The organism is Erythrobacter litoralis (genome assembly GCF_029760855.1).
GTDB classification, from domain to species: Bacteria; Pseudomonadota; Alphaproteobacteria; order Sphingomonadales; family Sphingomonadaceae; genus Qipengyuania; species Qipengyuania litoralis_A.
Genome location: NZ_SOSI01000006.1, coordinates 19068 through 43454 on the forward strand (window position 1 = coordinate 19068; position 24387 = coordinate 43454).

Consider the following 24387-nt stretch of genomic DNA (forward strand, 5'->3'; position numbering starts at 1 on the left):
AGCTTTTCGGAGAGCGATTCCGGACACTGCGCCTATTCTTCCCACTCGCATTACCGAATGTCATTCGGTAATTATTGTTCCATGGAGAGAGCAGCTATCCTAACGCAAGCCAAGCGAAGAGTTGGACGTCCCCCGCGCCTAACCCTCGACAAGGTGGTCGACGCTGCCTGCCAAATTGGGTTGGACGAATTCGACATGACTTCGGTCGCCCGCGAACTCGGAATCGGGGTCGCGACCCTTTACGGGTATGTCGAGGGCCGTGATCACCTGGCAACGCTTGTTTCCCGCAGGCTTGCTAAGCGCAATGGCATCGAAGACCGCGGCCAGAAATGGCAAGACGCCCTGAGGGAACATGCGGATCGAACCTTTGCGGTGTACCGCGAGACGCCGCGCCTAATTCCGCAACTCATGGACGGAATGCTCGGTGGTCTTGCAGATAGCGATCACTCTAATTCCTTGCTCAGAATTCTCATCAATCGCGGGCTGTCGCCGAGCACGGCACTTTCGCTGTTTCTGGAAGCCAACCAACTGGTTATCGGCGCGGCTGTCGCAGCTGCCTATCTTGAAACACTTCGCACGAATGCAGGCGGAGCAAAGAAGCTTCGCGAAACTACCCGCAAAAAATGTGATGAGGCTGGATATTCCGCTCTGCGCTCGTCGCTCGAACAAGCGGACATAACCTCGATCGCAGCCGATTACAGGCCCGGACTTGAGAGATTGATTGCCGAAAGTTCCGGCGAGGAGCCGCGATGACCTCCAATTCCCAAGAAACCTCAATATCAGTCCTTTCGAGCCGGTCGGTAATCGCGTGCTGGATCCTTCTGGCGACCTGGGCAATCAGCGCGCTTACAGTAGCAGCCGCATCCATGTCCCCCATCGCACAGGCTTTGGAACCAGTGACCGGGATAGCTCTAACGCTCTTCGCGATCACGCTGGCCGTTGCAGGGTTTGCCTGGAAAACTGCCCTGCTCATGGGCGCATCCGCTTTCACAATCGCTCTCGCACTGGAAAACCTCAGCATAGCTACGGGCGTTCCGTTCGGCTTCTTCACACACACGGACGCCTTCGGCGCGAAGATTGGTGCCGTGCCCTTCGCAGTCGCACTGGGCTATTTCATGCTCGGTCTACCCGCCTGGTTATTGACCCGGGTTATCATTGGCGAGCGCTTTTCTACTTGGGCCTCGCCCATCCTCGCCGCATTCATTCTCACCCAGTTCGATCTCACCCACGACCCGATAGGCGCGACTGTCCTTTCGCAGTGGCATTTCCGCGATCCTTCCGGCCTCAACGGCGTGCCGATATCGAATTTCCTTGGATGGCTGGTCACGAGTTTCGCAATCTTTCTAGTGTGGAGTTGGCTCAACAAAAGGGCCAGGCCCCTACCCGACTTTGCTAACCGTGGTTTCTGGCTGCTTCCTATCGCCTTCTGGGCACTTACGGCAGCCCAATATCCATTGCTTTTCCTGACCGCACCGACGGGTACCGTCGAAACGGGCGACACGGTTATAGCCGTCGCTGACGTCTACGAAACGGCGACAATCAACGCACTGCTGGTGATGGGCTTTGTCGTCCTGCTGGCGCTGGCACGGCTTTTTTCACTCGATGCAGAAACCGAATATTTCAATAATCTCCGAGGAGCCTGAGCATGACCACTGACATCTCGCAGGACGTGGAAGCCACGTTCAATTTCGCCGCCGATCCGAACGATGGCGGACGCCACAACAATCACGACGACGTGCACGAGGGTCTCAAGCTGACCCCGCGCGATTTTCGCGTAACCGATGCCCGGACGGCAAATCCCGCGCCAAGCATTGGGTGCGAAGGCTTTACACTTGCCGAACACAAGCTCGAAGACCCCCAGTGGTTCGACGAGGAATGGATCGACAAAGTCTATGCGCCCTCGTGCGAGGAACTCGTCAAACGCGTGACCGGCGCGAAGGAATGCATCCAGTTCTTCCGCCCACTCAAGCGCATTGCGGATCCCGATGCCCGAGGCGAGCATATGGTCACTGCCGGGTTCGTCCATATCGATCATCCCCGCGAAGTCGGCGAAGCAATCAGCCGCATGTTCGTCGAAAAGCATGGCAAGACCTTCAAGAAGGCCGTTCTCTACAACGTCTGGAAGACCTTCACACCTGCTCCGCAGGATCGGCCCCTGGCTGTTACCGACCGCCGGACGGTTCCCGAGAATGCCCACGTGGTGGGCGTGACGGTCGAGGAAGAAAGCGAAACGCCTTACGTTATCCTCGCCCCCAACGAAGACTGCGAATTCTATTATTATCCCGACATGACAGCGGATGAGTCGCTGGTTTTCACCGGTATTGATTTCGATCCGGAAAACCCGCTGGGCTGCGCACACAGCGCCTTCAGCCATCCCGACGGCGGTGTTTCGCGTTCCTCCGTTGAAGCGCGGATCGTGGCAATTTTCGAGTAGCTTTGCGTACTCGTGGACGGAGCGCTCCGTCCACGAGGATATACTCTAGCGCCAACGAAGCTTCACCGGCTTGCCCTTTCGCGGACCTGCGCAATAGAGTGACCTCAATTATCATAGCACATGGCAGAGGCGCGGGAGAGCGCCTTTCGGAGGCACGATTGGACCAGGATACATTCTCGCTCTTGCTCGACACTGTCCGGCGTTTTGTCGACGAACGCCTCATTCCCAATGAGGACCGGGTCGAGGAAGAAGACGCGGTTCCTCAGGAAATCATCGCCGAAATGACGGAGATGGGACTTTTCGGCCTGACCGTGCCCGAAGAATATGGTGGCCTCGGCCTTACGATGAGCGAAGAAGCCCAAGTAATCTTCGAACTCGGACGCACCTCATTCGCCTATCGCTCCGTCATCGGAACGACGGTGGGGATCGGGAGCCAGGGGATTGTGATGGATGGCACCGAGGAGCAGAAATCCGAATGGCTGCCCCAGCTTGCTGGCGGCATGATGGCCAGTTTCGCTCTGACCGAACCCGATGCAGGCTCCGATGCAGCCTCGATCAAGACCACCGCCACAAGGGACGGCGACATTTATCGCATCAACGGCACGAAGCGCTACATCACGAATGCACCGCGCGCAGGGATGCTTACCGTCATGGCACGCACCGACAAGAGCGAGCCGGGTGCCAAGGGAATTACCGCATTCATCGTTCCCGCCGGTGCCAAAGGCATCAGCTTCGGCAAGGCCGACAAGAAGATGGGTCAGAAAGGCACTGTTACCAGCGACGTGATCTTCGAAGATGTCGAGGTCCCTGCCAGCAGCATCATCGGCGGCGAGCCGGGCCGCGGCTTCAAGACAGCGATGAAAGTGCTCGATCGGGGTCGCATCCACCTCTCCGCCCTTTCTTCGGGGATGTGCCACCGATTGGTGAAAGAAAGCGTGGAATATTCCGTGCAGCGCAAGCAATTCGGACAGCCGATCGCGGCGTTCCAGCTCGTTCAGGGCCTCATCGCCGACAGCCGCACAGATGCCTATGCTGCTTGGTGCATGACCCGCGATGTCGCGCGTCGGTTCGACGAAGGCGAGAAAGTCAGCCGCGACGTAGCAAGCACAAAATACTTTGCCTCCGAAGCGCTGGGCCGCTGCGCCGATCGCGCAGTGCAAGTTCACGGCGGAGCCGGCTATATGGCCGAATACAAGGTCGAACGCTTTTACCGCGATGTCCGCCTAATGCGTATTTACGAAGGCACCAGCCAGATCCAGCAGACGATTATCGCCAAAGCGTTGCTGCGCGAAGCGGGAATGCAAATCTGACAGCCGACAACGTCAAGAGGAGAACCGAAATGAGCGAGCCCGAGAAAAAACCGCGCAAGAAGATGGAAATCTTCCGTTTCTCCGAAGGCGAGGAACTGACGCAGGAGATGATGCCGTACGTCGGCGTGGACGAGACCTTGATGAGAGGCTTCGCCAAGATTGCCGAAGTGGGCCTTGCGCAAAAGGACATCGACAACACCGTTTGCCTGTTCAGGGAGCCGGGCGAAGGCGGCATGAGCCTCGTCTATGCCTGGTTCAAGAGTGGGTTCGTACTGCCGAAACACAGCCACGATGCCGATTGCCTCTATTACGTCATCGCCGGCTCATTGAAAATGGGTACGCAGGTCCTCGGCAAGGGAGATGGCGTCTTCATCCCGGCGAATTTCGACTACACTTACGAGGTTGGCCCTGACGGCCTTGAAGTGCTGGAATTCCGCACCGCAAACAAGTTCCACATCAAGTTCAAAGGCAACGACGAGGCGCATCTCGAGAAAATGGCCGAAGCCACCCGTAACGGTAAGGATACGTGGCCGACCGAAAAGGCTCCTTCGGAGCTGAACGCCGAGCCCGCCGAGTAAATCGCGATGCAGAAGCTCGGAGTAGTCGGCGCCGGCCCAATGGGCAGCGGCATTGCGCAAATCGGGTTACAAGCTGGGATCGAGGTAATCCTCTACGATCTCGACCGCGTGGCATTGGAAAAGGCCGCAGAGAGCATATTCGGTTTTATCGCCAAGCTCGAAGACAAGGGCAAGCTAGATGCTGGGGCAACCGACAGGGCGCGACAAAACTTGACACTTGCGAACTCGACGGCCGATTTCTCCGACTGTGAAACGGTAGTCGAAGCGATCGTCGAGCGGCTTGAACCGAAGCAAAGTCTGTTCGCGGACCTGGAAAGTCACGTTTCCGAGAACTGCGTCCTAGCAACCAACACATCGTCACTTTCGGTCGCGGCTATAGCGCAAGGATGCCAGCGCAAGGACCGCGTCTGCGGCCTGCATTTTTTTAACCCCGTCCCTTTGATGAAGCTCGTCGAGGTAATTCGGGCACCAGCCACCAGCGATGAAATTGTCGCGCGTGCGACCGCACTGTCGAAGCAGATCGGAAAAACTCCTGTCACAGTGAAGGACGGGCCGGGTTTTCTCGTGAATTTGCAAGGACGCGCACTCGCGCTTGAAGGGCTCGCAATTGCGCAGGAGCAGGTCGCTGACCCTGCGGTGATCGACCGCATAATGCGCGATGGAGCAGGCTTCCGAATGGGCCCGTTCGAACTGATGGACCTGACGGGTATCGATGTGAACTACGCTGCCACAACTTTCATCTATGAAGGTTACCAGCATGATCCGCGCTTAAGGACGACAACACGACATGCCTTGATGAATGATGCAGGGCTATACGGCCGCAAGTCCGGTCAGGGATTTTTCAGTTATGGCGAAGATATGGGCTGGCCTCCCTCCCCCGAAGCTTCCGACAAACCGCCAAGGATCCGGCCCGCAATCGCGGGTGACGGCCCCGAATTCTCCGCCCTTGCAGAAGCGATGGAATGGGATTCAGGCAACGACGTCACTCTGATTGCGCCGATAGGCGAAGATTGTGCAACCGCTTGCGCGAGGATGGGCCTGGATCCCAAGACGACGGTGGCCATCGATCTTACGGCATTCGATAACCGCCACCTGACTGTAATGGCCGCTGTCGGCGGAGAAGCTGCAAGCCAGAAGGTCGCAGATTGGCTGCGCGTCGGTGGCTACACGGTCGAAGTCATCGCAGATTCACCGGGATTCGTTCTCCAGCGCATACTCGGAATGATTGCCAATCTTGGCTGCGAATTGGCACAGATCGGCGTAGGTAGCCCCGAGGACATCGACCTCGCCATGAAGCTGGCACAGAATTATCCGAAGGGACCGGTCGAAATTGCCGAATGGCTGGGTCCGAAGAAGACCCATGACATCATGCGCCAGTTGCAGACCATTACCGGTTCGGACCGGTATCGACCAAGCCTCTGGCTGCGCCGCCGCGCGCAACTCGGCCTGTCGGCGTACGCGGTGTAGCTCATGTACAATTTGCTCGATGGCATGACCGTGGTGGAAGGATCGGCGTTCGTAGCCGGGCCTTCCTGCGGCCTTTATCTCGCACAAATGGGTGCGAAGGTCATTCGCTTTGACCAGATCGGCGGCGGACCCGACGCGCGCCGCTGGCCATTGGGACCCAATAACGAGAGCCTGTACTGGGAAGGTCTCAACAAAGGTAAGCTCTCGATCGCGCTCGATTTTCGCCAACCGGAGGGAAGAGAGCTGGCACAGCGGCTTGCCACGGGCGGCGACGGGCTTTTCGTCACCAATTTTCCTGTCGACGGCTTCCTGTCGCACGAAGTGCTGCAAAGTCTGCGCAACGATCAGCTCACATTGCGCGTGATGGGCTGGTCAGATGGATCGCCAGCAGTCGACTACACGGTCAATGCCGCAATCGGGCTTCCATACATGACAGGGCCCGCGGATGACGATCGTCCGGTCAATCACGTGCTTCCCGCCTGGGACCTGCTGGCAGGCGCGTATAGCGCATTTTCACTCCTGGCTGCCGAACGTGACAGGCAATCTAGCGGACGAGGCCGCGAAATTCGCGTCTCGTTGTCGGATATCGCTGCATCAAGCCTCGCCAATCTCGGAAACCTTGCCGAAGTCATGCTTGGCGGCCACGACCGGCCTCGCTCAGGAAACAACTTGTTCGGTGCGTTCGGACGCGACTTCGTGGCGAAGGACAAAACGCGGTTCATGATCGTCGCGATAACTCCACGGCAATGGAGCGGGTTGCTGACCAGCATCGGAATCGCTCCTGAAGTTCAGGCTCTCGGAGAAGAGTTGGGCGTCGATTTCGCACGAGATGAGGGAGCGCGCTACACTTATCGCGACCGCCTCGATCCGCTGTTCGAGGTAGGTTTCGCGAGGTTCGATGCGTCGGCACTCGAGGCGAAATTCGCCGACACGGGGGTTACGTGGTCGAAGTATCACACGCTCCAGGAATCCATCTCGGCCGAACCGCGCCTGTTTGCAGATAATCCCATTTTCACCCCGATCGCGCACCCGGGGGGCTCGAATTATCCCGCACCGGGTTCCGCCGCCCGGATCCCTTCAGAAAAGCGAGCCGCACCTGTCGCGGCGCCCGTTATTGGGCGCGACACTGAGGAAGTGCTAGCCGACTTCCTCGGCCTCTCCGATGGCGAGGTTGGCAGGCTACATGATGCAGGAATTGTCGGATGAGCGAGATTTCGGAACCGCAGATCACGGAATGGAAGAACGCGATCGGGCGGGAGGTGATCGAATACCAGCCACTCGATAAGCTTGCCTTGAGACGTTATTCCCGTGCGGTCGGCCTAACCGACGAGGGTCATGCCCCACCGCTTCCGCATTGGGCTTTCTTTCTGCCCTGCCCCCTTGATGCAGAAATCGGACCCGATGGCCATCCCAGGCGCGGCGATTTCCTGCCAGCGATCACCTTACCGCGGCGCATGTTCGCTTCCGCTTCGATTAAATTTGAAGGCCCTGTTGAAACCGGCCTCGAGGGACAGCTTTCGAGCCGCGTGGCAGAGGTGAACCACAAGTCGGGTCGTTCCGGCGATCTGGTGTTCGTCGAAGTTGACCGAACCCTCGTCCAGGAAGGATCCGTCCGTGTGCGCGAACGCCAAACTTATGTTTATCGTGACTGGGGCGACGTGCTCTCTATGCCGGAAACGGTGACCCCTGCACCAGATGGCGAAGTGTGGGCGCCGAACGAAGTCAATCTTTTCCGCTTCTCCGCTGCTACCTTCAATGGCCACCGTATTCACTACGACCTGCCCTATACGAAAGAGGTCGAGGGTTACCCCGCGCTTATCGTGCATGGTCCCTTCACCGCAGCAAGGCTGGCAGGCCTCGCCATGCGCGATGGTGCGTTGGCCGAATTTTCTTTTCGGGCGATTGCGCCGATATTCCTCGGGCAGCCGATCTACCTGAGGAAGACTACGAAGAACGAAGTCGAAGCCGTCCGTGCCGACGGCGCGACTGCCATGCAAGCCAAGGTGACTTACCAATGACCGACTGGATCAGCCTCTCCGCAGAAGCTGCCAATGCCGCACGCGATCTAGCAGATGCGGTGCACAGCAAGGTGTCCGACACGATCGCACCCGAGGGCAAGGTCGATGCCGCAATTGCCGAGCGCGAGCAGCATATGGTTCACGGCTTCGCGTGGATTTCGACCACGGCGGAAGCGCTCTTCGCGACCGCAGGCTGGGCGAAGCGCGCGAACGAGACAGAATGCTTCGGCGCCGTCGAGGAACTCATCCTCAAGGTCGGCTTCGGGGAGTATTGCGCACAATTGGCCGGCGGCGTTCCAATGAACCAAACCGAAGTGGCGCGTCCGGCTGATTTTGGCCTAACCGAGCAGGCTCGCGCCTTCGCCGCTTCGAAGGCGGCACGCGTATTCATCGAGCGTGGGAATACGCCGGACAACCGCGCCGCACTTGCTGCAAGACTTGCGGACGGCGAGAGACCCTTCGAAGGCTTCGGTGATGAAACGTTGGACATGATCCGCGAGCAGTTCCGGGCCTTCACCAAAGATCGCATCGCGCCAAAGGCCCATGAATGGCACCTCGCCGATGATCTGATCCCGATTGAGGTCGTAAAGGAAATGGCCGATCTCGGGGTGTTCGGTGTTTGCATTGCCGAAGAATACGGCGGTCTTGGTCTTGGAAAGCTGGCCATGTGCCTCGTTTCGGAAGAGCTCTCGCGCGGCTGGATCTGCGCTGGATCCCTTGGAACACGTTCCGAGATCGCGGGCGAACTGATCGGTGAGAATGGCACCGAAGAGCAGAAGGCGAAATTCCTCCCAAAACTCGCAGACGGATCGATCCTGCCGACAGCCGTTTTTACCGAACCCGACACCGGATCGGACCTGGCATCTGTCCGCACGAGAGCCAGCAAGGCAGATGGCGGTAGCTGGCTGATCAACGGGGCAAAGACATGGATAACCCATGCCGCTCGCGCTGACCTCATGACCGTGTTGTGCCGAACCGATCCCAAGACTCCCGGCTACGGCGGCCTTTCCATGCTCCTCGCCGAGAAAACGCGAGGCACCGACGAGGCCCCCTTCCCCGATGAAGGGATTGCCGGGGACGAAATCGAGGTGCTCGGTTATCGTGGGATGAAAGAGTACACGCTCGGCTTCGACGATTTTGAGGTTGCCCCCGACGGCATTCTTGGCGGCGCGGAAGGCCAGGGTTTCAAACAACTCATGCGCACTTTCGAGGGTGCCCGCATCCAGACGGCTGCCCGCGCGATCGGTGTGGGTTGGAACGCGTTCGATCTTGGCCTTGCCTATGCTTTGGAACGCAAACAGTTCGGCAAGAACCTGCTGGCGTTCCCACGCGTGTCCGACAAATTGGCGATGATGGTCAGCGAACTCGTGATGGCGCGTGAGCTCACCTATTCTTCAGCGCGACACAAAGATAAGGGCGAGCGCTGCGACATCGAGGCAGGCATGGCGAAGCTGCTGGGGGCTCGCGTGGCATGGGCCAATGCCGACAATGCGTTGCAGATCCATGGCGGCAATGGATACGCGATGGAGTACCAGATCAGCCGCGTGCTGTGTGATGCGCGAATCCTTAACATCTTCGAAGGCGCCGGCGAAATTCAGGCCCATGTGATCGGTCGCGGGCTGGCCTCAACCATGTCCAACAGAGCCGCCGCATGAGTGAGGATACAGCTCCCTTGACCCTCGAAATTGTCGAGGATCATATCGCGGTAATCCGGTTGAACCGACCGAACGCGCGCAACGCCGTGAACGGCGCATTCAACCGCACCATGACTGGCTTTGTCGATCGGTTGGAGGCCGACCCAGCCATTCGCGTTGTCATTCTTGCCTCTGTCTCACCCGAATTCTTCTGTGCAGGTGCGGACTTAAAGGAAGTCGCAGCCGGAAGAGTGGAGGAATTGCGGGCAGCGCCATACGGCTTCGGCGGATTGGTCGATGCTACGCGCACCAAACCTTGGATCGCGGCGGTAAACGGATTTGCTTATGGCGGCGGCTTTGAACTGGCTCTGTCTTGCGACATGATACTTGCTAGCGACGATGCAAAGTTCGGCTTGCCAGAGGTCAAACGTGGTTTGATGGCCAATGCCGGCGGCGTCCATCGCAGCGCGCGTGCCCTCCCGCGGAATATCGCGTTGGAAATGCTCGCAACCGGCAATCCGATTGATGCCGAAACCGGCGCCCGCCACGGCCTTGTCAATCGTGTGGTTGAACTCGATGCGCTAATGGAAAGCGCGCTGGACCTTGCGCGCATCATCGCCGGAAATGCCCCGCTAGCGGTCGCGGCCAGCTTTAAGGTAGGCAGGCAGGTCGGTGACCGTAGCGATGCCGAACTGCGGCGCATCTCGCGTGACGAGGCAGCAGTGGTCTTTGCGAGCGACGACGCGAAAGAGGGTCCCCGAGCCTTTGTGGAGAAACGCCAACCCCAATGGAAGGGACGCTAATTACCATGCCCGAACTCAGCGATATCGTGATCTGCGAGCCTGTCCGCACACCGGTCGGAAGTTTCGGCGGTCAATTCAAGAGCAAGAGCGCGGTCGACATGGGTGTCGCAGCGCTTACCGGACTGCTCGAGAGAACAGGCATCGCGTACGAAGCCGTCGAAGACGTGATTTTCGCGCAATGTTATCCCACGATGGAAGCCCCGGCTCTAGGCCGCGTTGTGGCACTGGACGCAGGGCTGCCTGTCGAAACACCAGGCATCCAGATTGATCGCCGCTGCGGCTCGGGTCTTCAGGCTGTCATCTATGGTGTGATGACCGTGGCAACAGGCGGTGCCGATCTTGTGGTGGTGGGTGGCGCGGAGTCAATGACCAATGCTGCCTTCTTTACCCATAAGCTCCGCTGGGGGGTGAACGGGCCTTGGGAAATGGATGATTCCCTGCAACGTGGGCGCGTGAGCGCTGGCGGCCAAAATTACCCGGTTCCCGGAGGCATGATCGAGACAGCAGAAAATCTGCGCGCCGAATATTCGATACCGCGGGAAGAGCAGGACGAGTTCGCTTTCAATTCACACCGCAAGGCAGCCGAAGCGAGCGACAGCGGCAAATTTGCCGACGAAATCATCTCCGTCACTGTCGTAGATCGCAAGCGGGGTGAGCTCGTCATTGACAGTGACGAACATATCCGCCGCGACATCACCCTGGATAAACTCGCGACGCTAAAGCCGATTATGGGCCGCGGTCTTGAGGGCGCCACCGTTACTGCCGGCAACGCCAGTGGCCAGAACGATGGTGGCTCTGCGGCAATCGTCTGCACACGCGCAGTGGCCGACAAGCACGGTTTGAAGCCATTCGCCACGCTAAAAAGCTGGGCAGTTGCAGGTGTGGCGCCCAAGGTCATGGGCATAGGCCCCGTCCCATCAACCTCGAAGGCTTTGGAACGCGCAGGGCTCACCCTCAAGGATTTGGACCTGATAGAACTGAACGAGGCCTTCGCCGCGCAGGCCATCGCCTGTTTAAAAGCGTGGGAATTTGCGCCCGAAGACTATGATCGCCTGAATGTGAACGGTTCCGGCATCTCACTTGGCCACCCGGTCGGGGCCACCGGTGGGCGCATCATGGCAACGCTGCTGCGCGAAATGGAACGACGCAATGCCCGCTACAGCCTTGAAACCATGTGCATCGGTGGAGGACAGGGCCTGTCCGCAATATTCGAAAAGGCAGTTTAGCGGTCAGATACGAATAGGCGGTCGCGATGCTTCGAATGTAGCCCGCAGCATATGATCGGCAGACGAAAGAAGCAGTCTTCCGGCGCTTCAGTCGATTGCGACTTAATAGAGATACCTCTATTCTGCAGGTCTGGATTTGAGCATTTTGAGTCTTGTGAACTGTCGCCTCAGCCGGACACCAGGGATTGAAGCGGTCGCCGGGAGAAGAACATGAACCACATACACAGCGTACTTTTCGCTAGTGCCGCAAGTTCGGCCTTTATTTGCACGCCGTCATATGCGCAGGATGCCGACATGCTCGAGGCGACCGTCGCCGAAGAAGAGCAGGCCGGCGGCGTCGACGTGATTGTCGTCACAGCGCAGCGCCGGGAGCAGGATCTGCAGGATGTCCCGGTTGCGGTTACTGCTCTTACAGGCGAAGCAATTCAGGCTAATCGTATTCAGGATGTGACCGATCTCAGCTCCATCGCGCCCAACCTGTCGGTGCGCGTCGGTGCCGGCGGCAGTAAGCTTCCGCAATACACTCTCCGTGGCATCTACACCTTCGGCAGCGCAATCGGCGCTGACAAGGGGGTCTCGCTGTATGTCGACGGCGTATACATTCAGACAGCCGCCGGTTCGGTGCTCGAATTTGCCGACATTGAACGCATCGAGGTATTGCGCGGCCCACAGGGCACGCTATTTGGGCGCAACGCCACTGGCGGAGCGATCAGCATCACGACGCGCGAACCGACAGGCGAGTTGGGTTTCCGGCAGGAAGTCACGTACGGAAACTACGATCAGCTGCGTTCGAAGACGCGTGTCGATCTCCCGCGCATCGGCCCCATTGCCGTTACCGCATCATACCTTCATTCCGAACGCAGGGGGGATACGGACAATCTCGGAGCAGGCACGCAGTTCGACTTCGGGCCAGCGACCGGGGGCCGCAAGGGCGTTCTGACCTCACCGGAAACGCTGGGTAATGAGAACAATGAGGGCGTCTTTGTTGCGGCCGATGTCGACTTTCATCCGGACCTGACGGTGTCGTACAAGTACGATTATGCAGAGGCGGATTATGTGCCGGGGGCGACCGGTCTCGCTTATCTCGCCGATCCCTCGGTCCTGCAGTTCGGCGGAACTCCTCCCACTTTGGCACCATTCGGGTTTTACAGCTCGGCAACCAATCCCATGACTCCAATCAGCCTCACACGGCCCGACGCCGTGAACAACTGGTTGACACTGGGCGGGGAGAATAAGTCTGAAGGTCACAACTTCACAGTCGAATGGGCAGCCAACGATGTTCTGACATTCAAGAACATTCTGGCCCATCGCACCGCTGAGCTTGAGAACAACTATTTTCAGCTCGACGGGCTAGGCGGTTTGAACTTGCCGGCCACGCTAGGCGGTTTCCCGTTCACATTCGTGGTCAACAACTCATACAACAAGGATAGCCAGTGGAGTAACGAGTTTCAGGTTAACGTTGCGACCGAATGGTTCAATATCACCGGTGGCTTGCTGTATTTCAACAATGATCAGGAAGCTGGCGGCTCTGACGATCTCTTCAATGTGCTACAAGGATCGCCCATCATCGGTCAGAATACCGACGCATTTCTTTCGCCATTCACGATCCCCCAGAATACGGGCTACCAATCCTCATTCGTCGAAGTTACTTCGAAGGCTTTGTATGCTCAGGCAGAATTCTACCTAACAGATACGGTCAGCGCCGTGGGCGGCTTGCGATTCACCAAGGATCGCAAGATCGGCCAGGAGAGTGTCCCAGGTTCTATTCCTAACCCATCGCAAGGCAGGACAGTCCCGATCGATTACAGGGACGATCGGGTAACTTATCTTCTAGGCGTTAATTACCAGCCTACTCCTGAAATCCTCGCTTATGCGAAGTACGCGACCGGTTTCATATCGGGTGGCCAGCTCGCAACCATTACCTTCGCGCCTGAAACGGCAAAATCGTGGGAAGCGGGTCTGAAGGCGGATCTTTTCGATCGCGCCTTGCGCACAAACCTGGCCGTGTTCCATGTCGATTATGGTAGTATCCAGGCTGCAACGCTTGGCGTTCTTACCGGTGTTGCCAGTGCGGCCCAATTCGGCCAGGCCATCGTCCCTTACGCCGATTCCGTTGCCAAGGGTTTTGAGCTTGAAACGACCTTCGTTCCGGTTCCTGCCCTGACCCTGTCCGCGAATGTCGGTTACACCGATTTCAAGTTCAAGGAGGATACCATTTTCGCTCCGTTGCGAATTGGTGCCGGTGTACCGGGCGTGCAGGAATTCTTCCGACCGAAGTGGGTTGGCAATGTGTCCGCGCAGTACGATGTGTATGATGTTGCTGGCGGTGATCTGATGTTCCGTGCCGATCTTGGTTACAAGAGCAGGACCTTGCTCTCCAACGACACTACGCCCGGCTCAGGCCTCACATCACAAGAGGATCCGGCCTATCGCGCAGCCGTCACCGGCCAAGAGCAATTCCTTTTGAACGGACGTGTCGCCCTTAAAGATCTGCCGATCGGCGCATTTCGTGGAGAAGTCGCGCTGTGGGGAAAGAACCTGCTCGACGATGACAGTATCGTCCAAGCGACCGGTCTCGGTTTTGCTTCCGCGGTGCAATACCAACAGGCACGAACCTATGGGATTGATCTTTCGATCGAGTTCTAAGCTAATGGGCGGGGCCTACGAAACGCCCCGCCCGCCATTTTAAATTTTTGCAATTACGGGCCCGGATTCACTGACCAGTGAATTCGGGTTTCCTTTTTTCCAGAAACGCCATCACGGCCTCGCGATGGTCGGCAGAAAGATGCGACATCGTCTCGAAGCCGAGATGTGCATCCATCATCGCATCGACGCGCGCCTTGAGATCGAGGTTCACAGCCTTCTTGGTCGTGCGGACCGCGACTGCGGGCAGGTTTGCCAGCTTTTCGGCATAGCCATTCACCCGCTCGTCGAGCTCTTCGGGTTCTACGGCTTCTGTCACGAGGCCGATTTCTGCAGCGACTTCACCTGTTATCGGCTCACCGGTCAGCAGGTATTTCTTTGCACGAGCGTACCCGACAAGCGCGGGCCAGATGATCGAACCGCCGTCGCCGGCAGTCAGGCCGATATGGACATGAGGATCGCCGATCTTGGCGCGCTTCGTACTTACCACGATATCGCAGAACAGAGCGACAGTAGCACCCATCCCCATCGCATGCCCGTTGACACGCGCAATGATGGGGCGGTCGAGATCGACGATTGCATTCACGATGTCCGCAGCCTCGATCATGCTCTCGTTCCAGCGAAGGTGATCGTCGAGCGAGTTCTTGAGCGCCGAAACATCGCCGCCAGCTGAGAAACAGTCGCCCTCACCTGTGAGTATGACTACATTGGCTTCGGGATCGCGTCCGATTTCAGGGAAAATCCGCACTAGTTCCTGGTGCATCTGAGGATTGGTAGCGTTTTTGAGTTCGGGCCGATTGAAGGCAACGGTCACCACCTTGCCCTGCTTGGTGACCTTCAACATTTCGTAATGATCGTACATCGTCCGCTCCCGGTGGATTTGCCGACAAAGCTAGAGGGGCAATTGAGTTTACTCAATAGCCGAACATGCTACCTTGCGTCCCGGAGAGATGACCGACAATCCTGCCTCGAAGCCCCCAAGGGAAGACGTGGTGCGCATCGGTGCTGCCAGCGCCAGCTTCGTCGACAGCCGGATCGCAATGTCTCAGCTGCTGGGGTGCGAAAATCCGCTAGATTACATAGTCTTCGACTGCCTGGCCGAAGGCGTCATGAGCATTCTTGCCCGGGCACGAATTGCCGGAGAACCAGGCTATGTTTCCGATTTCGTTACGGGGCAGATAGCACCGTACCTCGACGTGATCGCCGAAAAGGGCGTGAAGGTCATCGCCAACGCCGGTGGGCTTGATCCGCGGGCCTGTGCCGCAGCAGTCGAAGCTGTCATTGCGCGTACGGGGATCCAGCTCACGGTTGCGAGTATATCGGGAGACAACCTCGGCCATCGCGTCGACGAGCTGGTTAATCGCGGCACCTGCGATATGTTCAGCGGCGCCGATCTCGGCGACAAACTGCAAGATGCCGACCAATTCCTGAGCCTCAGCGCCTATACCGGAGCATTCCCAATCGCGCGCGCTCTTGCCGAAGGCGCGGACATCGTAATCACCGGGCGGGTTGTGGACAGCGCAACAGCCCTCGGCGCACTGATCCACGAGTTCGGTTGGTCGCAAGGAGATTTCGACTTGCTCTCGGCTGGCACTCTTGCGGGCCACCTCATCGAATGCACTACACAGGTTACCGGCGCCACATTCACCGATTGGGATGAAGTGAGGGACTGGGCCAATATCGGCTTCCCGATCGCAGCCTGCCACGCTGATGGGATGTTCGAGATCGGAAAGCCCGAAGGCAGCGGAGGGATAGTTTCGGTCGGCACGGTTTCAGAGCAGTTGCTTTACGAGGTGGGCGACGCATCAGCATACGCAGTACCCGACGTCGTGTGCGACTGGACCGGGGTCGAGGTTGCACTGGTTGGGCCGGATCGCGTGCGCGTCAGCGGCGCGAAAGGCCGAGGCCGGCCGAACCGTTTGAAAGCCGCCCTTACATGGGATCGCGGATGGAGAGCGACCGCGCTGGCGCCAATCGTTGGCCAGAAGGCGTGCGCCAAGGCAAATCGGACGGCCGCCGAACTCTTTAAGCGTTGCTCCATGCTCTTGGCCGAAGCTGACCTCCCCGGGTTCCAGCACACCCATTGTGATGTGATCGGGGATGACAGCAGAGCAATATGCCGAATGGTTGCCGACCATATCGACCGCGAAGGTGCAGCCCTTTTTGCGCGCGAACAGAGCTCAATCATGACCAGCATGTGTGTCGGCACATCGGTGCCGCTGGGGACGACAGTCAAACCGCTCACCTTCTTCGGGAGCTTTCTCTTGGAGCGTGTGGAAGTTCCAATCATTATCTCAATAGGCGGGCATGACGTCCACTTTGAGGAAAGCATTGGACTCTGCCCGAGCGACCAAGCCGACCCGGTTGGGGAGCCAGCCCCGCCGGACGATGACCCGGTCAGCGAAGTTCCTCTCATCGCGCTCGCCTGGGCACGAAGCGGCGACAAGGGTGACTTGTTCAATGTCGGGGTGATCGCCCGGAAGCCCACCTTCCTCCCCCATATCTATCACGCACTGTCACCGGACCGGGTCGCTGCGCATTATGCGTACAAACTTGGTGGATCTGTGTGCGAGGTGACGCGCAAGGCAGTCCCCGGAATTCACGCTCTCAACCTCGTGGTTTCGAACTCCCTTTCCGGCGGAATGCTGGCCAATCCGTCATTTGATCCGGCGGCCAAGGGAATGGCTCAGCTGCTACTCGATTTTCCCGTTCCAATCCCTTCCGGTCTCGAACCGAACAGAACCCAGGAGTCATAAAATGACCCGCGATTACAGCTATTTCCAAAAGGGCGTAGAGAAGGTTTCGACAACGTCCAGCCAATTGGTCAGCTCCTCTCGCTTTCTCAACCACCCCGGTCTTAGAGATTGGTTGCCGCTGCATTTGATGCGTCGGAACGGTCCCGACCTCCCGATCGCGTCGGATCCTACCGCCGGGCTAGCCCAGGCGCTGACCGACCTGCGCACACCGGAACGGATGCAAGCGCTGATCGACCACGAAAAGGCAGTGAACCCGAAATTTCGCGACTGGGTCGAGGAAAAATACCTAAGCCCACTGACCGAGGAAGATTTCGCAAAATTCCCTAAGGGCAGCTTCGGCGCGGAATACTATCATTACATCACCGAGCATGGCATCGCACTGAACTTCGGCTGGGCCAATTCGCCTCCGCAAAGCGACTGGGATTTCATCCAGAAGCGCAATGGCCAGATTCATGATTTCGAACATCTGATGACCGGCGGACAGTTTAATTCCCTAGGCGAATTGCTGCCCTACATGGTGCGCCTGTCGAACCCGCATACTCACCTCACTGCCGAAGTCGCGACGGAGTTTTCCCTGATCTACATTTTCGGTGCCAACCGCCTTATTTTCAGGAGTTTTCTTCACTATCCCGAGACCTGGAACACCACCCTCGAAATGGTGCGGCGCGGGCTCGCCATCGGCGAAGCTTCAGATCCCATTATGATCATGCGGTATGAAGACGCTCTGCACCTCTCGATCCCCGAAGCACGTGAAATGCTCGGCTATCGTGAAGCGGAAGATTTCGACAGCGAACCGATGAACCGGATATTCACCGAAGAAGAAATCCCAGACCGGATCGTGCCTCAGCCGTAAGCTAGCTCGGCGAAGCGCTCGACTTGTCGCGCTTCGCCGCCATGCCGGTTCGCAAAGGCAACCAGGCGCTTGTAGAAATGCCCGACAGGGTATTCGTCTGTGACACCTATCCCGCCGTGCAACTGGATTGCTTGACCGCAGACGAAAAGTCCTGCCTGCGCCACACGTGCACGCGTCGCGGCGGCGAGCTTTGCGCGCTCCGATGTCTTTCCGCTTGCAAGGCCGGAAAGACCTACTTGCAGGATTGATCGGGCCTGTTCGAGCTCGATGAACATATCCGCAATGCGATGACGCAATGCCTGAAACTCGCCGATCAGCTGACCGTACTGCTTTCGCGTCATCAAATAATCGCGAGTCATGTCGAAGGCCGCTTCCATCGCACCGAGCGCCTCGGCACTCTCCAGCACCAACGCACGATCGATGGCCTCCTTTAAAGCGTTCTCCGCTGCCGATCCGGAGAGAAGCAATTGTGCAGGAGTATCTTCAAGATGCAGCTCGATGCCGGCGCGCTGGTCGATCGTTTCGTACGACCGGACCGGCGCGCTCAAGGCACCGATTTCGAATAGCGCCAATGCGCCGTCGGTTTGACGGGCCGAGACGACAAGGCTTGTCGGCTCACCGACGATTGCCGACTTCGTGCCGGTCAGCTTCCAGCCATCATTCTCGGTAGCCTTCGTCTCAATGTTCGGGAAGTGGCCACGCATTCCCGGTTCGTCATGAGCGAGCACGGGTTTCGCGCCGCCCAACGCTACTTCCTCGGCTCGTTCAGGCGAAACGGCGAGGAGAAGATGCGCGCCGACCATGCCGCATTCAACAAACCCTGAGCGTACCAGCGCCCGGCCGAGTTCCTCGGCAATGACGGCACTGTCGACGTCGCTACCTCCCAAGCCGCCAGCCACTTCTGGCAAACCGGCCATGAGCCACCCCTGTTCAGCACCGTATGCCCAATCGGCCTCCGCGTTTCCGGGTTCGCGAACATCGCGAGTACTGGCCCAGCGCCGGACGCTTTCGCGCAACATTTCTTGCTCTTCGGTGGGGAGAATTTGGAGGTCCATGGCGGTCATGCCCTCAGCAACTGCGCAGCGATAATGTTGCGCTGCACTTCGTTGGCACCGCCATAAATCGTGGCGGACCGGTGATAGAGGAAGTCGGAGACCACGCCATATGCTGCGGGATTTCCGGGAGCTTGCGAAGGCGCATCGAGCATGTAGTCGCCCTCTGCGTAATGCGGCATTGCAGCATCGCCCAATGCCTCGATTGCAAGCGCACCCAGTTTCTGAAGCAATTCTGTGCCTTTGACCTTGAGGATCGAGGGCGTCGGTGAATGCTGGTTCACCCCGGCCTCTTCCTCGGCGACGACACGAAGAAGGGTCGCTTCGTGAGCCATCAGCTCGATTTCCAACTGAGCGAGGCGACGGGCAAAGTGCGGCTCGTTGATAAGTCTGCCTGCGCCACATGTGTTCTCTTCAGCTGCGATTGACTTGATACGTGCGGCCAGCCCCTTGCAGCGCGGCACCACTGCGGAGAAGGTGCGTTCGGCGCCCAACAATTGCTTGGCGTAGGTCCAGCCTTCGTTCTCTTCGCCGATTAGGTTGGTCACCGGCACGCGAACGTCCTCGAAGAACACTTCGTTAAGGACATGCCCCCCTTCGATCCCGATTATCGGGCGAATGGTGATCCCGGGTGTCTTGAGATCGACAAGGAGGAAGGAGATACCAGCCTGTTTGCGACCCTCGGTAGAGGTGCGGACAAGACAGAATACCCAGTCACAATATTGCGCCTCCGACGTCCAGATCTTCTGGCCGTTCACGACATACTCATCGCCATCTCGCACGGCTCTGGTCTGGAGCGAGGCAAGGTCCGATCCGGCGTTGGGCTCAGAAAAACCTTGGGCCCAAAAATGCTCGCCCGATCGGATCTTTGGCAGGAAATAGTCTTTCTGTTCCTGATTGCCGATGGCGTAGATAATCGGACCAACAAGGTGAAATGCCTGCGGATTTACCGCCGGGCATCCGGCTAGATAGCATTCTTCGTCAAATATGTGACGCTTGGTAATCGACCACCCGGTACCGCCATATTCGGTCGGCCAATTGAGAGCCGCCCAGCCCTTCTCATTGAGCCTTGCAGTCCAGAATTCGACATCCGGCTTATGAGGATGGTAGCCCAGCAACGTCCGCGCGGCCATTTCTGCAGGCAATTGCTCCGCAACGAATGCCCGAATCTCGGCCCGAAATTCCTCGTCCGACAACTGATGGAGTTGTTCCGTTGAGATGGTCATGGGGAAAAGCTTCGGAAGCCGTCGTCATGATCCCAATCAAGCGCGGTCCAACTCCTTGAAGCTTTGTCTCCGTTCTCGGCTTGCCGAGTTTTACCCCAGCCCACTGAATAGCCGTAATTCGTCTCGCCGCCGATCTTTTCGTTGCCGCTCGAGATTTTCTTCCATTCCAGTTCAAAATGGGAACCATCAAGTACGGTCGAAAGGATCAAGCGATCGCCGGCAAATCGGAAATTGCGCTCCTGGACTGTGCCCGGCAACCCTTCAACCGAAGCTGACTCCACATGATGCCGCACAATTCCACTGCCGGCGTCGACATCGTATCGGCCTGAATAACACGAGATTGCGTCGATACCGCTGGAAACATTGCCGTCGCCCGACAGTAGTTGGACCGACATCGCCCCATCCGCAGTATAGCTGATCATTCCGTTCGGCTGGCTGCCGAGCGGTTGCTCGACCTCGCCATTCGTCCCGATCTTGTCGAACCGCTGTAGCGACCAGCCGCCTTGGAATTCACTATTCACCGACATGGGCTTCGCTCTTTGCTTCCGAAATTTCTGTCTTGCGTCGCTTCGCCAGCAAGTCTCGTGACAGCATCATGGCCCGGCTTTCCCGATCCAGTGAGGTCACGAAGGTTTCCATCAGCGCCGCATTGAGGTTGATCTTGGCATAGGCTGCTGCCTCTCCCGGAAGCCTGGCCAGCCTACGCGCCATTTCGAAGACCTCGCTCGCCAGGTGTTCATCCTCGTAGACTGCGTCGACCAGACCGAAATCCTGCGCTTCCTTCGCGTTGCGCTTGGCATCAAGCAAGTAAAGCTGGCGAGCTTTCGCCGTGCCGAGGATATGGGTCCAGAGCCAGCTACCGCCATAATCGCCCGAAACCCCCCCCGAAGTGAAGGCCGAGCGAAACTTGGCCGACGTTCCGGCAACGCGAAAATCGCAAGCTGCAGCGAGGCTCATCCCCGCTCCGGCGCAAGCCCCATTTATCATCGCGATTGTCGGTTTCGGCATCTCATGCAGAAGCCGTGACGCCTCCGCACTTCTCCGAACCCACCCGACCCGCTTTTCGAACCCCGAACCCTTAGGCTTGTCCGACGAACGCTCCTGCGATGCGACGGCCCTGTCCTTGGCCGCCTTTGCAATGGCGCGAATGTCACCGCCCGCGCAAAAGCCTTTGCCTTCGCCGGTCAGGATCACGCAGCGAATATCCTCGTCCTCAGCCACGTCCTGGAGCGCCTTGTGCAACTCGCGCATCAAATACGTGTCGAGTGCATTGAGCACGTCGGGCCGATTGAGCGTGAGGGTGCAAATCCCCTCATCCACCTGCTTTTTGACGAGCTCTTCCGACACCCCAAACTCCAAGATGACCTTCATGAAATTCTTAATTGAGATACCTCAAATGCGCAAGCGCCATTTGGACTGACGCTTGGCCGGAACGTAAGCCCGTTTTGACTGAGCCAATCCCGGATTACCCAAATCCTGTTCGAAGTTGATCCATTGCGCCCCGGATCGCCCGGCGTATTGCGAAAACATCCATGGGTAGGCGGCGGAGTACTGTCGCCTACCTTTGGCGAAATGTACGATGCGCGTGTCTCTGGTACCGCTCGACAAGAGGAAGGCCACGGCCTCGCCAGATACTTTTACGAGGCAACCTTCCAAACCGAGTTCGCCGGTGAGGTCGAGTGCTTCGCGGCATTCTGCAATGTCGGTCCTGTCAGCTGGTCTCCCGACATCCTCGGACCAACCCTCAAGCACCTGAAGCGCTTCGGTGACACAGTGATCGGACCAATCCTCGAATTCGGGGGCTAAGGTAGTTTCGAACTGCCGCGCTTGGCTACGCCTCGCCTTTGCTCCGGACAACTGCGCCATCGCCGCAGCGTCGTACCAATAATCGCTGTCGGCATCTCGATGATCGCAGCGAAGACCCAACTCCTCGACAAGTTGAGAGACCGCATCTCCGACAGGAAAGATGCAATCGACCCCGGTCGAAAGCAGCGCCCTGAAATTGTCTCCACTCGGTTTTTCCAGCGGAAGCGCATGGACTTCGCCGTCATAAGTGATGCCGCGGATGTGCGGCAGACCGTCCTCAACCAGTCGATAGTCGTGCCGATTCCGGAACAGCCAGAGGTTGGCAAATGAATACTCGGCGGGCGCGAACGGCCCAATCTCCAAGGCAGCAGAAATAGCGCCCGCATCGGAAAGCGTCAGGGCCCTGCCGAGGGTTTCGGTTGATGGGTGGGCAATCGGCACGGACCAACCTGCCTATTCGTACCAGGCTTCCTGCATCTGCGCCGCCATGCGGATCACAGCCGGAAGCGGTGCCTGCACCATTCCATTCCAGCGCGCCACGTCATCGGGATTGGCGTAGATGACAGGGAGCCACTCTTCATCGATCTGGTTGAACAGGTTTTCGGCCGCTTCTTCCGGTAGCTGGGGAATGGCCATGCCCTCGGGCAACCCATCGGGAGTGCGCGTTTCAGCGAAAACCCCGCCGAGCTTCTTCTGCGTCCGCTGAAGACTTTCGGTCCAAGTCGTTCCGATCATGAAACTGCAGGCGCCGACATTGTGCTTGCCAAGCTCATACCACAGGCCCTGGCCGAGTATGTTGTCATACGCCTTGGCAGCGCCGTAGGTGATCCAGCGGTCGAGCCCCACGGCGGCGGCAAGCGAAGAGGCGATTACGAGCCCGCCCTTGCCCCGCTCGGCCAATTTGCGCCCGAAGTGATGGGCCACGCGAGTGACCGAAGAGCAATTGAGTTCGATATTGAAGAGATGCTCTTCGATATCGAGATCAAGAAAGCTGCCATAAGGCTCTGCTGCGGCGTTATACATGAGGAAGGCCACATCTTCGCCCTCCATGCCGGTTTCGATCTGATTGACCACATCCTGCGAAACGAGATCGAGCGCGATGGTCTTCGCCTTGACGCCATGCTCTTCCCTAATGGCGCGGGCGGTTTCTTCAAGCGGCCCTTGCCTGCGAGCGGCGAGCGCAACATTCAGTCCGCGCTTGGCCATCTGATGGGCTACAGCTCTTCCAAGGCCCTCTGATCCACCGAGGACCAAGCCCCAGTCGCCGTATGCTTCACGATAGTCCGCGGCCATGCTTTAGTCCTTCGCTCGAAATTCGGTCGGCAGCGGGGGCTCGGGCAGCTTGACCGGACCGTGCTCGCGACTTGCGACGAGAATGGTCGAGGTAGCGTGGATGTTGTCGATCCCCCGCTGATTGGTCCCACGAAGCTCCACCTCGATCAGTGGGCCAAGTACATCGTCCACACGCTTGTCGGTGATTTCACCGGTCATCCAGGTGAGGTCACCCATATAGTTGAAGCGGCGGAATTCGAACTTGATCCGGTGGATCCAGGCATCGTCTCCCGCATAATTCGTCAGGAAATTGCTGACGTGGAATTGCCGGACCGGACCGATGTCATACATCATACGTACGCCGACTTTTTCGGCTAGGTCCTTGTCCCAGTGAACACGCTGCAACGTATCCCACGCACCGAATTCATCGCGGGTGTAGAAGCCGCGCAGGGCTTTTCGATTTTCGTAGGCAAGACGATTGGGCCAATTCCCGTACACCAGCCAACCCGCCCCCATATGGAGGTTGAACAGGTCGGTGATGGTCAGCGGCCCCTTGACCATCTTCGGAAGGGAAGAGCCCACTTCGGCGTCTTCGTAATAGAGCGTATCGCCACCGCGGCGATATTCATTGTCATATGCCGCCTCGATCTCCGCCAGGTCTTCGTCGGTATAGGAAGCGGGCTCCTCCTTCGCGTACTTCGCCTTCTTGTCGCCGGACTTCTTTTTCCGCTCTGCATGGACAAACCAGTCGACCCCGCTGACTACGATACGATCGTCCTCGTCCCAAAGGTTTAGCCCGTTGGTTACGATGACCGAGCGCCCGGAAAACTCCGACTGCTTGTCCTCCACCGCCTTCACGTAGCGCGAACGGTATAGCTTGGTGCCGTCCTTGATCGGAGACCAGTAGAAGTTCTCACCACCGGAATGGTATAGTTGCACACCCCGAAGGGCCTTCGATGTGATTTTCGCTTCCTCCGGATCCATCACCGGATTGCGATTTACGCCCATACTTTTCTCGAAGGCAGGAGGGGCGATCACCCCTCCCCAACGGGTCGATGCAGCGTAATCGGGATCGGTGAACAAGGGATTGTCGTCACCGATGCAATAGGCGAACCGACGCACCGCTTCATCGGAACAGCGGATGTTCCAGGGTTCGTCGATCGCACCAACCCGTAAGGTTGGGTTGGGGAAACCGATACGGCGGCGCATCAGATCGACTGACTCGTCGGTGATCTGGTTTCGGATCAGTCCATCATCAGCCATTAAGATTCCTCAACCCCTTGTCTCGTTCGGCAGGATCGACAGATTT

The 24387-nt window shown here is 58.1% G+C and carries 22 protein-coding genes; 14 read left to right on the forward strand and 8 right to left on the reverse strand.

Annotation, left to right across the window (positions count from 1 at the left end; translation table 11 throughout):
* Window positions 1-180: 180 nt before the first annotated feature.
* The 12 genes from E3U23_RS11670 to E3U23_RS11725 all read left to right on the forward strand — a co-directional run bounded on the left by E3U23_RS11670 (window position 181) and on the right by E3U23_RS11725 (window position 14116).
* Window positions 181-753 (forward strand): TetR/AcrR family transcriptional regulator C-terminal domain-containing protein, encoded by a 573-nt coding sequence (locus E3U23_RS11670; protein ID WP_279351448.1) that lies wholly within the window; start codon window positions 181-183, stop codon window positions 751-753.
* Complete coding sequence (locus E3U23_RS11675) at window positions 750-1643, forward strand: carotenoid biosynthesis protein (protein WP_279351449.1); 894 nt, start codon at window positions 750-752, stop codon at window positions 1641-1643. The genes E3U23_RS11670 and E3U23_RS11675 overlap by 4 nt, the downstream gene beginning before the upstream one ends.
* 2 nt (window positions 1644-1645) lie before the next feature.
* Window positions 1646-2434 (forward strand): CmcJ/NvfI family oxidoreductase, encoded by a 789-nt coding sequence (locus tag E3U23_RS11680; protein WP_279351450.1) that lies wholly within the window; start codon window positions 1646-1648, stop codon window positions 2432-2434.
* 158 nt (window positions 2435-2592) lie between these two features.
* The gene (locus E3U23_RS11685; RefSeq protein WP_279351451.1) at window positions 2593-3744 is read left to right on the forward strand and encodes an acyl-CoA dehydrogenase family protein; all 1152 of its coding nucleotides are present in this window, start codon (window positions 2593-2595) and stop codon (window positions 3742-3744) included.
* A 29-nt stretch (window positions 3745-3773) separates the two neighbouring features.
* A complete protein-coding gene (locus E3U23_RS11690) occupies window positions 3774-4322 on the forward strand; it encodes a cupin domain-containing protein (RefSeq protein WP_279351452.1) in 549 nt (182 codons plus the stop codon).
* Window positions 4323-4328: 6 nt separating this feature from the next.
* On the forward strand, window positions 4329-5789 hold the full coding sequence (locus E3U23_RS11695; RefSeq protein ID WP_279351453.1) for a 3-hydroxyacyl-CoA dehydrogenase: 1461 nt from the start codon (window positions 4329-4331) through the stop codon (window positions 5787-5789).
* Between the two features lie 3 nt (window positions 5790-5792).
* Window positions 5793-6995, forward strand: a complete 1203-nt coding sequence (locus E3U23_RS11700) for a CoA transferase (RefSeq protein ID WP_279351454.1) — start codon at window positions 5793-5795, stop codon at window positions 6993-6995.
* A complete protein-coding gene (locus E3U23_RS11705; protein ID WP_279351455.1) occupies window positions 6992-7807 on the forward strand; it encodes an FAS1-like dehydratase domain-containing protein in 816 nt (271 codons plus the stop codon). The genes E3U23_RS11700 and E3U23_RS11705 overlap by 4 nt, the downstream gene beginning before the upstream one ends.
* A complete protein-coding gene (locus E3U23_RS11710) occupies window positions 7804-9462 on the forward strand; it encodes an acyl-CoA dehydrogenase family protein (RefSeq protein WP_279351456.1) in 1659 nt (552 codons plus the stop codon). Before E3U23_RS11705 ends, E3U23_RS11710 begins: the two co-directional genes overlap by 4 nt.
* Window positions 9459-10244, forward strand: a complete 786-nt coding sequence (locus tag E3U23_RS11715) for an enoyl-CoA hydratase-related protein (RefSeq protein ID WP_279351457.1) — start codon at window positions 9459-9461, stop codon at window positions 10242-10244. The genes E3U23_RS11710 and E3U23_RS11715 overlap by 4 nt, the downstream gene beginning before the upstream one ends.
* Window positions 10245-10249: 5 nt before the next feature.
* On the forward strand, window positions 10250-11470 hold the full coding sequence (locus E3U23_RS11720; protein ID WP_279351458.1) for an acetyl-CoA C-acetyltransferase: 1221 nt from the start codon (window positions 10250-10252) through the stop codon (window positions 11468-11470).
* A 294-nt stretch (window positions 11471-11764) separates the two neighbouring features.
* Complete coding sequence (locus tag E3U23_RS11725; RefSeq protein WP_279351459.1) at window positions 11765-14116, forward strand: TonB-dependent receptor; 2352 nt, start codon at window positions 11765-11767, stop codon at window positions 14114-14116.
* 67 nt (window positions 14117-14183) lie between these two features.
* On the opposite strand, the gene E3U23_RS11730 is transcribed toward E3U23_RS11725, so the two are convergent.
* Window positions 14184-14975: an enoyl-CoA hydratase/isomerase family protein gene (locus tag E3U23_RS11730; RefSeq protein WP_279351460.1), complete on the reverse strand. Its 792-nt coding sequence runs from the start codon at window positions 14973-14975 to the stop codon at window positions 14184-14186.
* An 88-nt stretch (window positions 14976-15063) separates the two neighbouring features.
* On the opposite strand from E3U23_RS11730, the gene E3U23_RS11735 reads away from it, so the two are divergent.
* Together E3U23_RS11735 and E3U23_RS11740 are read left to right on the forward strand one after the other, a co-directional pair.
* Entirely contained in the window at window positions 15064-16869 is a 1806-nt protein-coding gene (locus E3U23_RS11735; protein ID WP_279351461.1) for an acyclic terpene utilization AtuA family protein, read from the forward strand.
* A 1-nt stretch (window position 16870) separates the two neighbouring features.
* Window positions 16871-17722, forward strand: a complete 852-nt coding sequence (locus E3U23_RS11740; protein ID WP_279351462.1) for a Coq4 family protein — start codon at window positions 16871-16873, stop codon at window positions 17720-17722.
* Here the strand turns inward: E3U23_RS11740 and E3U23_RS11745 are convergent.
* The 7 genes from E3U23_RS11745 to E3U23_RS11775 are packed head-to-tail and all read right to left on the reverse strand — an operon-like array spanning window position 17713 to window position 24341.
* On the reverse strand, window positions 17713-18777 hold the full coding sequence (locus E3U23_RS11745) for an acyl-CoA dehydrogenase family protein (RefSeq protein WP_279351463.1): 1065 nt from the start codon (window positions 18775-18777) through the stop codon (window positions 17713-17715). The genes E3U23_RS11740 and E3U23_RS11745 overlap by 10 nt on opposite strands.
* A gap of 5 nt (window positions 18778-18782) precedes the next feature.
* Window positions 18783-20000, reverse strand: coding sequence for an acyl-CoA dehydrogenase family protein (locus tag E3U23_RS11750; RefSeq protein ID WP_279351464.1), 1218 nt, complete (start codon window positions 19998-20000; stop codon window positions 18783-18785).
* Window positions 19997-20527: a lipocalin-like domain-containing protein gene (locus E3U23_RS11755; RefSeq protein ID WP_279351465.1), complete on the reverse strand. Its 531-nt coding sequence runs from the start codon at window positions 20525-20527 to the stop codon at window positions 19997-19999. Before E3U23_RS11755 ends, E3U23_RS11750 begins: the two co-directional genes overlap by 4 nt.
* Window positions 20514-21371: an enoyl-CoA hydratase/isomerase family protein gene (locus E3U23_RS11760; protein WP_279351466.1), complete on the reverse strand. Its 858-nt coding sequence runs from the start codon at window positions 21369-21371 to the stop codon at window positions 20514-20516. The genes E3U23_RS11755 and E3U23_RS11760 overlap by 14 nt, the downstream gene beginning before the upstream one ends.
* Before the next feature lie 21 nt (window positions 21372-21392).
* A complete protein-coding gene (locus E3U23_RS11765) occupies window positions 21393-22247 on the reverse strand; it encodes a phosphatidylglycerol lysyltransferase domain-containing protein (protein WP_279351467.1) in 855 nt (284 codons plus the stop codon).
* A gap of 12 nt (window positions 22248-22259) precedes the next feature.
* Window positions 22260-23099 carry an SDR family NAD(P)-dependent oxidoreductase gene (locus E3U23_RS11770; protein ID WP_279351468.1) on the reverse strand — a complete coding sequence of 280 codons (840 nt, stop codon included), beginning with the start codon at window positions 23097-23099 and terminating at the stop codon, window positions 22260-22262.
* Window positions 23100-23102: 3 nt separating this feature from the next.
* Window positions 23103-24341 carry an FAS1-like dehydratase domain-containing protein gene (locus E3U23_RS11775; protein WP_279351469.1) on the reverse strand — a complete coding sequence of 413 codons (1239 nt, stop codon included), beginning with the start codon at window positions 24339-24341 and terminating at the stop codon, window positions 23103-23105.
* Window positions 24342-24387 lie beyond the last annotated feature (46 nt).

Excerpts from the sequence above, each read along its gene's own strand:
- E3U23_RS11675 (WP_279351449.1), top strand. The coding sequence starts at position 750 with ATGACCTCCAATTCCCAAGAAACCTCAATATCAGTCCTTTCGAGCCGG.
- E3U23_RS11680 (WP_279351450.1), top strand. The coding sequence starts at position 1,646 with ATGACCACTGACATCTCGCAGGACGTGGAAGCCACGTTCAATTTCGCC.
- E3U23_RS11690 (WP_279351452.1), top strand. The coding sequence starts at position 3,774 with ATGAGCGAGCCCGAGAAAAAACCGCGCAAGAAGATGGAAATCTTCCGT.
- E3U23_RS11695 (WP_279351453.1), top strand. The coding sequence starts at position 4,329 with ATGCAGAAGCTCGGAGTAGTCGGCGCCGGCCCAATGGGCAGCGGCATT.
- E3U23_RS11700 (WP_279351454.1), top strand. The coding sequence starts at position 5,793 with ATGTACAATTTGCTCGATGGCATGACCGTGGTGGAAGGATCGGCGTTC.
- E3U23_RS11705 (WP_279351455.1), top strand. The coding sequence starts at position 6,992 with ATGAGCGAGATTTCGGAACCGCAGATCACGGAATGGAAGAACGCGATC.
- E3U23_RS11710 (WP_279351456.1), top strand. The coding sequence starts at position 7,804 with ATGACCGACTGGATCAGCCTCTCCGCAGAAGCTGCCAATGCCGCACGC.
- E3U23_RS11715 (WP_279351457.1), top strand. The coding sequence starts at position 9,459 with ATGAGTGAGGATACAGCTCCCTTGACCCTCGAAATTGTCGAGGATCAT.
- E3U23_RS11720 (WP_279351458.1), top strand. The coding sequence starts at position 10,250 with ATGCCCGAACTCAGCGATATCGTGATCTGCGAGCCTGTCCGCACACCG.
- E3U23_RS11725 (WP_279351459.1), top strand. The coding sequence starts at position 11,765 with ATGCTCGAGGCGACCGTCGCCGAAGAAGAGCAGGCCGGCGGCGTCGAC.
- E3U23_RS11730 (WP_279351460.1), bottom strand. The coding sequence starts at position 14,975 with ATGTACGATCATTACGAAATGTTGAAGGTCACCAAGCAGGGCAAGGTG.
- E3U23_RS11735 (WP_279351461.1), top strand. The coding sequence starts at position 15,064 with ATGACCGACAATCCTGCCTCGAAGCCCCCAAGGGAAGACGTGGTGCGC.
- E3U23_RS11740 (WP_279351462.1), top strand. The coding sequence starts at position 16,871 with ATGACCCGCGATTACAGCTATTTCCAAAAGGGCGTAGAGAAGGTTTCG.
- E3U23_RS11745 (WP_279351463.1), bottom strand. The coding sequence starts at position 18,777 with ATGGACCTCCAAATTCTCCCCACCGAAGAGCAAGAAATGTTGCGCGAA.
- E3U23_RS11750 (WP_279351464.1), bottom strand. The coding sequence starts at position 20,000 with ATGACCATCTCAACGGAACAACTCCATCAGTTGTCGGACGAGGAATTT.
- E3U23_RS11755 (WP_279351465.1), bottom strand. The coding sequence starts at position 20,527 with ATGTCGGTGAATAGTGAATTCCAAGGCGGCTGGTCGCTACAGCGGTTC.
- E3U23_RS11760 (WP_279351466.1), bottom strand. The coding sequence starts at position 21,371 with ATGAAGGTCATCTTGGAGTTTGGGGTGTCGGAAGAGCTCGTCAAAAAG.
- E3U23_RS11770 (WP_279351468.1), bottom strand. The coding sequence starts at position 23,099 with ATGGCCGCGGACTATCGTGAAGCATACGGCGACTGGGGCTTGGTCCTC.
- E3U23_RS11775 (WP_279351469.1), bottom strand. The coding sequence starts at position 24,341 with ATGGCTGATGATGGACTGATCCGAAACCAGATCACCGACGAGTCAGTC.